Genomic DNA, 10368 nt, shown 5'->3' with positions numbered 1-10368 from the left:
CCCGGAAGGCCGCCGACGGCCGGGAGCAGCGAGCCCGGAAAGCCCCCGACGGATCGAAGCGGCCGAGGCCTGCAAAGCCGCCACGGCTGGAAGCGGCCGAGCCCGGAAGGCCGCCGACGGCCGGGAGCAGCGAGCCCGGAAAGCCCCCGACGGATCGAAGCGGCCGAGGCCTGCAAAGCCGCCCACGGCTGGAAGCGGCCGAGCCCGGAAGGCCGCCGACGGCCGGGAGCAGCGAGCCCGGAAAGCCCCCGACGGATCGAAGCGGCCGAGGCCTGCAAAGCCGCCCACGGCTGGAAGCAGTCGAGCCCGGAAAGCCGCCGACGGATCGAAGCAGTCGAGGCCCGGAAGGGGAGCCGGCCTGATCAGGTGCGCGGGATGCGGATCAATGACAGCACCTCGTCGCGTACCGCCGTCATCGTCTCCTCGTCGCCCGCCTCGACGTTCAGGCGCAGCAGGGGCTCCGTGTTGGAGGGGCGGAGGTTGAACCACCAGGCCGGGGAGGTGACCGTGAGGCCGTCCAGGTCGTCGGTGGTCACGTTCTCGCGGGTGGCGAACGCTGCCCGCACGTCCGCGGTGCGGGCCTGCTGGTCGTCGACCGTGGAGTTGATCTCGCCCGAGTCGGTGTAACGGTCGTACTGGGCCACCAGGGCCGAGAGGGGCTCCTCCTGGCCTCCGAGGGCGGCCAGGACGTGGAGGGCGGCGAGCATGCCCGTATCGGCGTTCCAGAAGTCGCGGAAGTAGTAGTGCGCGGAGTGCTCGCCGCCGAAGATCGCGCCGTGTGCGGCCATCTCCGCCTTGATGAAGGAGTGGCCGACCCGGGTGCGGACGGGGGTGCCGCCGTGTTCGCGTACGACCTCCGGGACCGAGAGGGACGAGATCAGGTTGTGGATGACCGTGCCCCGGCCGCCGTTGCGGGCCAGTTCCCGGGCCGCGACCAGGGCGGTGATCGCCGACGGGGAGACGCCCGCGCCGCGCTCGTCCACGACGAAGCAGCGGTCCGCGTCGCCGTCGAAGGCCAGGCCGAGGTCGGCGCCCTCGGCCACCACCCGGGCCTGGAGGTCGACGATGTTCGCCGGGTCGAGGGGATTGGCCTCGTGGTTCGGGAACGTGCCGTCCAGCTCGAAGTACATCGGGACGAGTTCCAGCGGCAGCCCCGCCAGGACCGTCGGGACGGTGTGGCCGCCCATGCCGTTGCCCGCGTCCACGACCACCTTCAGGGGGCGGATCGCGGACAGGTCGACGAGGGACAGCAGGTGGGCGGCGTAGTCGGTGAGCGTGTCGCGTTCGGCGACCGTGCCGGGGGCGGCGGCCGGCTCCGGTGCGCCGGTCTCCGACCACTTCTCGACCAGGGTGCGGATCTCGGCGAGGCCGGTGTCCTGGCCTACGGGGGCCGCACCGGCCCGGCACATCTTGATGCCGTTGTACTGCGCCGGATTGTGGGAGGCCGTGAACATCGCGCCCGGCAGGCCCAGTGACCCCGACGCGTAGTACAGCTGGTCGGTCGAGCAGAGGCCGATCATGGTGACGTCGGCTCCGCGGGCCGTCGCGCCCCGGGCGAAGGCTCCCGACAGGGCCGGGGACGTGGGGCGCATGTCGTGGCCGATGACGATCGCGTCCGCGGCGGTCACCTCGACGAACGCCGCCCCGAACAGCTCGGCCATCGCCTCGTCCCACTGGTCGGGCACGACTCCGCGCACGTCGTACGCCTTCACGAGCTGCGACAGATCTGCAGTCACGGGCCGGTCCTCCTGAGGTCTCTTCGGACCGCCAAACTACCCGGCGGCCGAGAGCGTCCCGCGCCCCGGGGAGGCGGCCTCTCAGGAGTCGGGTGAGCGCAGTACCCGGAGGTGGCCTCTGCGGGCGACCTCCATCGGGTCGGCTGTGCGCGGGCCGCCGCCTCTGGTGCCGTCCCCGCGGTCCTGCGGACGCGCGGCCTCCCGTACGGCGTTGGCCAGCGCTTCCAGGTCGTCACCGCTGGGGCGGGTGGGCGCGGAGGGGTCGGAGAGCCGGACGACCTCCCAGCCACGTGGCGCGGTCAGGCGCTCACTGTGCTCGGCACAGAGGTCGTAGCAGTGGGGCTCGGCGTAGGTGGCGAGCGGGCCGAGGACCGCAGTCGAGTCGGCATAGACGTACGTCAGTGTCGCGACGGCAGGGCGGCCGCACGCGGTGCGCGAACAGCGACGTACAGGGCTCACGATGTTGGACGGTACCGCACTCTTGAGCGGGCTGCGACGACTCGCCCCCGGCTCACCCCACCGTGTCGCCCTGTGACCTCGGGCACAGGCTCCTCCCGGGCAACTCCCCTGACCTGCGCGGGAGGAGAGGGCCGCCGATCATGGCGGCACCGATTCCGCTCACCGTTCGGCGCAAAACCGGTCATACGACAGGGAGTCAGCGATCACGAGCGGGGCCGGAACGGGTCGCCCCATGGCCGGATCGGTCAGGAACGGACAGGTCGGCTCCCGCCCGGGCGGTCTCGGCCCGCTCACCCCGCGGAGGGCTACGCTGCGTCAGTGATGGACAGTCCCGTACCGCCCCACCCGTCCGAGCCCCGACCTCGGCGCCGAGACCGACACGGCCGTGGCATGCGCGGCCCCGTCGCCCCTCCCCAGGTACCGCTCTCGGCCAGCAGGGCGGACAGTTTCCGCGATCTGGTGCAGGACTCGGTGGAGCGGCTGGAGCGGCGCTGGCCGCAGCTGGCCGAGGTCGACTTCGTGGTCCTCGACGTGCCGGGCACCTCGGAGGAGACCGTGCCGCTGGGGAGCGCGTTGTCCGCGGAGAAGGAACGGCCCGCGCAGATCGTCATCTACCGGCGCCCCGTCGAGATCCGCACCAAGAATCGTGACGAGCGTGCGCTGCTGGTGCACGAGGTCGTGGTGGAGCAGGTCGCGGAGCTGCTCGGGCTCTCGCCCGAGTCGGTCGATCCCCGGTACGGGCAGGAGTAGACGGAGACCGAGACCGGACCGTGGGGGCGGGCCGCGGTGGGCGATGAGATGATCTGCGCCGCCCGCCCCCCACCGTGTCAGTCGTCCAGGACCGACAGGTCCTGTTCGGCGGCCGGTACCTCGACCGTTCCGCGGTCGTCAGGCAGCGTCTGCACCGTGAACATCGGGATGCCGTCCATCGGGACCGTCAGCGTGCGGGCTGCGTGGACCGGGCCGCCCGACTGCGTCTCGACGGTCAGTGCGTACGTGCCCTTGAGCCCCGCCGGGACGGGCGGGGTGACCGCGACCGTCGTGCCGGCGCCGACCTCGTACGTCTTGCTGACCGGGGTGCCGCCCTTGCTGCCCGCGGACGCCGTGACCTTGACGGTGCCGGCGGCGCCGGGGGCGGTGAGCGAGAGGACGGAGCCCTTCGCCCGGTTGCCGGCGGCGGTCGCCCGCGCGCCCACCGGGCCGGTAGCCGGGATGTAGCCGACCTCCCGCTTGTCGCCCTTGCCCCGGACCACCCGCAGGGCGGCCACCACCGGGGTGGCCTTGCCGTCGTCGGCGGGGCTCAGGAGCAGCGAGCCCGCCTCGCCCCTGGTCAGGTCCTTCAGGTCGACGCCCGCGGTCATCCGGGACTTGACGTGGAGGTCCTCGTGACCGGCCGGTGAGATCGCGCCCGTCTTGCCGAGCAGCTTCACCGTGAGGTCGGCGTCATCCTCGCCGGGGGCGAAGGCCACCAGCCGCACCGAGGTCGCGTCCGCCGGAATGCCGGGCAGGACCAGGGTGCCCGTCGGCTCGGTGGAGGCGGCGAGCCAGTCGCTGCCGGTCTCGTCGTCCGCGGCCCTGACGACCGCCCCGACGCGTCCGGCCCTGGTGGTGACGTGCACGGTCACATCGTCCACGGCCTTGCTGGTCAGCGTCGAGATGAGGACGCGGACACCGGACCGGGCGGGCACCGTGATGCCTTCGCCCACGTCGGACTTGAGCGTGCCGTCCGGGCCGTACAGCTCGATGTCGGCGATGGCCGCCGTGTCGTCCGGGTTGGTGAGGTGGACGTAGTCCTCGCGGGACTTCGCGGTGCTCGCGGCCGGGAACCAGAAGTCGGTGTCGGGTGCGGAGCAGCTGACCCCTAGCATCCCGCGGGAGTCGCCCGCCTCCACGGTGGTGGTCTGCTGGGCGGTCCAGCCGGGGGCAAGCCGGCCGGTGGCGGTGCCGACGAGGGCGGGAGAGTCCGCGCCGGACGCCTCGGCGGTGGCCGGCTTGCCGGGCTCCTTGAGGAGGACGACCGGCTTGTCCGGGTCCGCCTTCTTGGTCTTCTTGTCCTTGCTCTTGGCGGCGTCCTTGACGGCCGTGGACAGGAGTTCGGCCGTGCCGGCCGGTTCCGACGTGTCACCGCTCCCGGATGCCGGGGTGAAGGAGGTGTACTCCGTCTCCGCGAGGTCGGACAGGCCGGGGGCCGGGCAGAGCAGGCTGGAGCGTTCGACGGGCAGCCGGGCAGCCGTCTTCGCCGCCGTCGTACCCCCGTCGCCCGGCACGGAGACCGCCGCGAATCCGGTGACGGCCGCGAGGGCGACGGCCCCGGCGATGAGGGACAGGCTGGTGGACTTCACTCGGACTCGCCTCGCGATGCGTTACCGGTCGGCCAGGGGTTCTGGCCCGGGGCGGGGTTCCCGTCGGGGTTCTCGTCGGGGTTCTGCGGGTCGTACGCGCTCTGCTCGCCGTACTGGCCCGGGGTGCCGTACTGCTGACCCGCGCCGTACTGGCCCGGATCGTACTGGTTGGCGTCGTACGGAGCGTTGCCGTACTGCGCGTTGGGGTCGTACTGAGCGTTGGGGTCGTACGGCCCGTTGGGGTCGAACTGAGCGTTGGGGTCCTGCGGGGCGTTGCCGTACTGGCCCTGGGCGTACGGGTCGTACTCGCCCTGCTGCTGATAGCCGTACGGGTCGTAGCCGGTGGCGGCGTCGGGCTGCTGCGGCTGCTGCTGCGCGGCGCCGTACTGGCCCTCCTGGTACTGGCCCTCCTGGTACGGCGGGTAGCCGGCGCCCTGGTACTGCCGGCCGTCCCACTCCCCGTACTGCTGCTGCGGAGCCGCCGCGTACTGACCGGTGTCGCCGTCCGCCTGCTGGGGGACGAAGACGTCCTGCCCGTCGTCGGCTTCGAGCGGCTCCGGGCCCGTGGCGGGCGAGCCGGGCGGCCGGGCGGGGACGGGCTCCGCCCGCTCCCCCGCGTCCACGGCCTCGCCCGCGTCGAAGCCCTCGCCGTCGTCGCCCTCGGCCAGCGCGGCCGCGCGCAGCCTGCGGGCCCGGCGTCCCTCGCCGGCGACCGGCTCGGCGGGCACCGCCACGTCCTCCTCGGGCAGGTCGTCGTCGATCTCCCGGCGGCGGCCCGGCAGGGCCAGGACCAGCAGGACCACGGCGAGCGCGGCCTGGGCCCAGATCCACGCGGAGTGCGTCAGCGGCGTGTCGTACGTGAGATCCAGCGTGCCGCCCTCGGCGGGGAGCTCGAAGCCCTGTGCCCAGCCGTCGACGGTCTTGCGGGTCAGCGTCCGTCCGTCGAGCGTGGCCTGCCAACCGGGGTCGGCGGCGTCGGCGATCCGCAGCACGCGGCCCGCGCCGCCCGCCGGGATCTTGGTGTGCGCCTCGACGGGCCGGGATCCCACCGGGAGCTGCTCGTCACCGGCGGACGACGGGATGATCATGACTCTGGCGACCTGGCGGTCCACCCGCCAGAGCGCGCTGCCGTCCAGCTGGCTGAGGCGGCTGAGGCCGGGGGTCGCGTCGAGGACCCGGCTCATCTGCTTCGGGGCTCCGTCCCGGACGAGGACGTAGCGGATCGCGAAGCCGCTGAGCTGGCTGCCCTGGTCGGCGCCGGAGCCCGCGACCAGGTTGGCGACGACCTTGTCGAGGTGGCTGTTGCCGCCGGCGGCCGCGGCCAGTTCGGCATCGCCCAGCCGTGCGCCGGAGCCCCGGACCAGGGTGTACGCGACAGAGGTGGGCGAGGTGCCGCCGAGCACCAGGGTGCGCGGCTGGTCCCGGGTGGTGCTCTCCTCGGCGACGAACGCGGGCACCTGCACCGGGTCGCGGCGCTCCAGGGGGCCCGCGGCTCCGCCGATCATCCAGCCGGCGGCGGCCAGCACGGGGGCCACTCCGGCGGCCAGCGCGATCAGGACGGCGACCGGCTGGCGCCAGCCGAAGCTGAGCTCGGCGACGCGGATCCGGGCACCGTCCGCGCCGATCAGCGCGGCGGCGATGAGCGCGGCACCGTAGACGAGGGTGGCGGGCCCCGCCCAGGCGGAGCCGTTGGCCACCCCGGCGAAGGCCAGGGCCACCAGCGCGGCGACCCAGGCGGTCCGGGTGGCGAACTGCCGCTCCCCGCGCAGCAGCGCGGCCAGCGCCGCGAGCACGATGCCGAGGAGCAGGATGCCTCCGGCAGCCTTGGGGCCGCCGGGGCTGATGCCGAGGAGGTCCAGTGCGGAGGCCGAGCCCGAACCGGTCTCCAGGCCCGCTTCCTCCAGGAAGGACGTGGGGCTCGTCAGGAGCGAGAGCGACCACGGGGCGAGGACCAGCAGCGGGGTGCCGATCGCGGCGATGAAACGGAGGCCGTAGGCCGTGATGTCGTTGCGGCGCAGCGCCAGCACACCGATGCCCAGCACCACGGCGAGCGGCCAGACGATGGGGGTGAACGCCATCGCGAGGGTGAGCAGCAGGGTGTACGCCCAGGTGGCGCGCCAGCTGCCGCGGCTGTCGCCGCCGCCCCGCATGCCGTGTGCGGACACGGCCGTGCGGGCGATCAGCGGGAGCAGGACGGCGAGGACGGCGGTGCCGAGGCGGCCGGTCGCCAGGGCGCCGGTCGCGGCGGGCAGGAAGGCGTACGCGACGCTCGCCCAGGCCCGCAGCAGCCGGGAGGGGAGCAGCGGGCGGGTGACGAAGTACGCGGTGAGTCCGGCGAGCGGGACCGAGCAGACCAGCAGCAGGGTGAGCGCGAAGCCGGTGGAGCCGAGGAACAGCGCGGACAGGGCCGAGAGCACGGCCAGGTAGGGCGGTGCGGTCTGGGTGCCGCCGGTGCCGACGGTGTGCCAGCCGTCCGCGTAACGGCCCCACAGGTCGGAGACGTCGCCGGGGGCGGGCAGCAGGGCGCCGCCGGCCAGGGCGCCGCCGCCGAGGAGGCCGCGGCAGGCGACGAGGGAGACCAGGAGCAGGAGGCCGAAGAGCACCGGGCCCGGCTTGCGCCCGACGCGCTTCAGCTTGGCGAACTGGTCGATCTCCAGGAAGTCGGCGTCGTCGCCGCCCGGACCGGACTCGACGGCGCCGTGGCGCGAGCCGCCGGCGTCGGCCTCCGAGCTGCCGCCGAAGTTGCCGGCGACCTGTTCGACGGTCGCGCGGACGGTCGCGCCGGGTGCGGGGAAGAGACCGCGCATCTCGGCCGGGTCGACGACCCCCTTGCCGCGGCTGCGCCGGGCTCCGAGGATCCGGCCGGGGCGCAGCAGGGTGCCGAGGAGGCCGGTGACCTCGTCGAGTGCCTGGCCCGGCACCTTGCCGACGAGGTAGGCGAGCGTACGCAGCAGTGTGCCGAGCAGGAGCCGGAGCAGTACCCATGGCAGCCGTTTGCCGGGGGCGTTGACGAGCATCGTGTAGACGGCGCCGGCCTTGTCGACGCGGTGCGGGCTGGAGACGGAACGCCCGGCGCAGTCGATGGGGCGGCGTTCGCGGGCGGACGCCTCGGCGTGCCGCAGGACGGCGTCGGGGGCGACCAGCACGCGGTGTCCGGCCATGTGGGCGCGCCAGCACAGGTCGACGTCGTCCCGCATCAGGGGCAGTCGGCGGTCGAAGCCGCCGAGCTCCTCCCAGACGTCCCGGCGGATCAGCATGCCGGCGGTGGAGACGGACAGGACGGTGCGGACCTGGTCGTGCTGGCCCTGGTCCTGCTCGCGCCGGTCCAGTCCGGTCCAGCGGCGGCCGCTGTTGGCGATCGAGACGCCGACTTCGAGGAGCTGGCGGCGGTCGTACCAGCCGCGGAGCTTGGGTCCGACGATCGCGGCGTGCTGGTCGCCGTCGACGACGCGCAGCATCTCGGCGAGGGCGTCGGGTTCGGGGGCACAGTCGTCGTGGAGCAGCCAGAGCCACTGCACGGGTTCGCCGTGGGGCAGGTCCGGGAGGTCGTAGGCGTCGTCGCGCCAGGACCTGGTGACGGGGTCCCAGCCACTGGGGCGCTTCAGATACGGCAGGTCGTCCGGGGTGAGGACGCCCGCGGTGCGGCTCGCCTCGTCGACGGCGGTGCCGAAGCTCGTACGCCGTGCGAGATGCAGGACGCGGTCGGCGCCGAGCGCCTCGGTGACCAGTCGCGCGGAGTCGTCGGCGCTGCCGGTGTCGGCGGCGACGACGTTCTGTACGGGACGTTCCTGCCCGAGCAGTCCGGCGAGCGCGTCGGGCAGCCAGCGTGCGCCGTCGTGGGAGACGAGCACGGCGGTGACGACGTGCCGGGGGAACTCTGGGGCGGCGGCCGCGTACGGCGCCGTCGGTTGGCTGTGCACGGACATCGAGGTACGGGCCCTCCGGCCGGGTCCGGGGGACGTCCCCCCGGGGGCTGCATCGGTGTACACGCGCGCCCTGTCGGGTCGTTGGCGCGTCTCGGACGGGGCCCCACACTAACGGTACGGATAACCGCGGCGGCGCGGAGCGGTTGAACGAGGACCGCGACACAGCGGCACAGGCCGGTCGACGCCCGGTTTCGGCGCTCCCCCGGGGCGGGCCTCACCCCGGGGAGCCCGGGCACGGCAATGGCCCGCCGCCTGCGGGCAGGGTGCAGGCGGCGGGCCATGGGCTGCCGGTCCGGGGAGCGGCACGCGGCGGCTCGTTAGGGCCGGGGCGTTCTCGTCAGGGTCCGGGTCGGACCGCGGCCGGCCGGGTCAGACCGCGGCCTTCTTGAGCCGCCGTCGCTCCCGTTCGGAAAGGCCGCCCCAGATACCGAATCGCTCGTCCTTGGAGAGGGCGTACTCAAGGCATTCGGACCGGACTTCACAGGCGAGGCAGACCTTCTTGGCCTCGCGGGTGGATCCGCCCTTCTCGGGGAAGAAGGACTCGGGATCGGTCTGGGCGCACAGTGCGCGCTCCTGCCAGCCGAGTTCCTCGTCCGCGTCCTCGACCAGCAGTTGCTGGAACAGCTCGGTCATGTGCGCCCCTCGTCTGTCTCTTGCGTCCCCGTGATGCGGCCGTTATCGAATCGGCCGAACGACACGAGTGAAATTACAAGTGTGTAGCTACAGGCCAGTCAAGCTCAGATCTGCTATTGGGCCCGGTATTCACTCTGCGGAACCAAGCGTATGCGTAAAGTGTGCATATCACCAAAAACCTGACATATGCCACGGGCTTCATTGCTCCCTCACCTGCCACAGGGAAGAACTCCCGGGAGGGCGGACACGTTGCGATTCGATCACTGAAGCGATCAAGATCACAGTCGGGTCACAGGGCTGCGACCGCGTTTGCCACGACGGTTGTTGCGCCACATCTCCGGTGCGGGGGCTGCATAAACCTTTCTCCGCATGGAGTAACCGGATGAGGTGAAACATTACCCCCAAATCGGGCATCAGGTTGACAGTCGAGGGTTCACCGGCTCTCCTTGATGTCATGCCAGTGACCTCAGCGATGCACGCCACCCACATCCGTGGGTTCCGTAGCGCTGTTCAGGCTCGCTGTTGCTGTTCCAGCTGTCTCAGCTGTTGAAGCCCTCGCGCTCCAGCTCGACACGGCTCATCCCGGACCCCCGGACCTCCCCCACACGGCCTCCCGGCCTCAGCCGTCACCCGGTCCCACAGGTCCTGCGACACCCCTGCATCCGCACTGCACGACTTGCACCCCTGCCGAGGAACCACCGCACCCATGAACAGCGACAGCGACCTCCAGATCGCCGGCGACCTCCTTGAGGTCCAGCACCTCCTCCGCCCCGCCCGCGAGCACCCCGCCACGGTGGCGGAATTCGTCGGGCTCGCCCGTACCATCGCCGCCGACCGCTCCCAGTGGGCCCCGCTCGTCCGGTACGACACCACCACCCGCTGGTACCACCGGCTCCGCACCGGACCCGGCTACGAGGTCTGGCTGCTCAGCTGGGTCCCCGGCCAGGGCAGCGGCCTCCACGACCACGGCGCCTCCTCCGGCGTACTGACCGTGCTGGACGGCGAACTGACCGAGCGTACGGAGCGCGGGAAGCAGACGCTGGGCGCCGGCGCGCAGCGCGTCTTCGCCCCCGGCTACGTCCACGAGGTGGTCAACGACTCCCTCGAACCGGCCGTCAGCCTGCACGTCTACTACCCGGGCCTGACCGACATGCCGATGCACACCGCGCAGTGCGCCACGGCCGTCGCCACCGCCTGACGGCCCGCCACCTCCCCGACACCGACCGGGCTTCGTCTGACAGCCCCACCCGTCACCCACCACCACCCCGACAC

Annotated in this window: 7 protein-coding genes; 2 read left to right on the top strand and 5 right to left on the bottom strand. The window is 72.8% G+C overall.

All coding sequences use genetic code 11. The annotated features are described in order from the left end of the window. Window positions 1-362: 362 nt before the first annotated feature. Both ACIBJG_RS32555 and ACIBJG_RS32550 read right to left on the bottom strand, forming a co-directional pair. A complete protein-coding gene (locus ACIBJG_RS32555; protein ID WP_399313029.1) occupies window positions 363-1736 on the bottom strand; it encodes a phosphomannomutase/phosphoglucomutase in 1374 nt (457 codons plus the stop codon). An 81-nt stretch (window positions 1737-1817) separates the two neighbouring features. Next, window positions 1818-2195 carry a DUF3499 domain-containing protein gene (locus ACIBJG_RS32550; RefSeq protein ID WP_399313027.1) on the bottom strand — a complete coding sequence of 126 codons (378 nt, stop codon included), beginning with the start codon at window positions 2193-2195 and terminating at the stop codon, window positions 1818-1820. Between the two features lie 321 nt (window positions 2196-2516). Between ACIBJG_RS32550 and ACIBJG_RS32545 the strand changes: the two genes are divergently transcribed. Further along, window positions 2517-2945 (top strand): metallopeptidase family protein, encoded by a 429-nt coding sequence (locus ACIBJG_RS32545; protein WP_399065046.1) that lies wholly within the window; start codon window positions 2517-2519, stop codon window positions 2943-2945. A gap of 77 nt (window positions 2946-3022) precedes the next feature. On the opposite strand, the gene ACIBJG_RS32540 is transcribed toward ACIBJG_RS32545, so the two are convergent. The 3 genes from ACIBJG_RS32540 to ACIBJG_RS32530 form a co-directional block, all read right to left on the bottom strand. After that, window positions 3023-4537: a DUF5719 family protein gene (locus tag ACIBJG_RS32540; protein ID WP_399313025.1), complete on the bottom strand. Its 1515-nt coding sequence runs from the start codon at window positions 4535-4537 to the stop codon at window positions 3023-3025. Continuing rightward, complete coding sequence (locus ACIBJG_RS32535) at window positions 4534-8463, bottom strand: glycosyltransferase (protein ID WP_399313023.1); 3930 nt, start codon at window positions 8461-8463, stop codon at window positions 4534-4536. Before ACIBJG_RS32535 ends, ACIBJG_RS32540 begins: the two co-directional genes overlap by 4 nt. A 369-nt stretch (window positions 8464-8832) precedes the next feature. Next, window positions 8833-9096: a WhiB family transcriptional regulator gene (locus ACIBJG_RS32530; protein ID WP_018103995.1), complete on the bottom strand. Its 264-nt coding sequence runs from the start codon at window positions 9094-9096 to the stop codon at window positions 8833-8835. A gap of 706 nt (window positions 9097-9802) precedes the next feature. On the opposite strand from ACIBJG_RS32530, the gene ACIBJG_RS32525 reads away from it, so the two are divergent. Beyond that, the gene (locus ACIBJG_RS32525; RefSeq protein ID WP_399313021.1) at window positions 9803-10294 is read left to right on the top strand and encodes a cysteine dioxygenase; all 492 of its coding nucleotides are present in this window, start codon (window positions 9803-9805) and stop codon (window positions 10292-10294) included. Window positions 10295-10368: the final 74 nt, after the last annotated feature.

The sequence above is a fragment of the Streptomyces sp. NPDC050422 genome (genome assembly GCF_044458665.1).
GTDB lineage: Bacteria > Actinomycetota > Actinomycetes > Streptomycetales > Streptomycetaceae > Streptomyces.
Note: the sequence above shows the minus strand (reverse complement) of the source record. Positions and strands in the feature narration are given on the sequence as shown.

What these genes read in the sequence shown, in the direction of transcription:
- ACIBJG_RS32545 (WP_399065046.1), top strand. Translation starts at nt 2,517, where the DNA reads ATGGACAGTCCCGTACCGCCCCACCCGTCCGAGCCCCGACCTCGGCGC.
- ACIBJG_RS32535 (WP_399313023.1), bottom strand. Translation starts at nt 8,463, where the DNA reads ATGTCCGTGCACAGCCAACCGACGGCGCCGTACGCGGCCGCCGCCCCA.
- ACIBJG_RS32530 (WP_018103995.1), bottom strand. Translation starts at nt 9,096, where the DNA reads ATGACCGAGCTGTTCCAGCAACTGCTGGTCGAGGACGCGGACGAGGAA.
- ACIBJG_RS32525 (WP_399313021.1), top strand. Translation starts at nt 9,803, where the DNA reads ATGAACAGCGACAGCGACCTCCAGATCGCCGGCGACCTCCTTGAGGTC.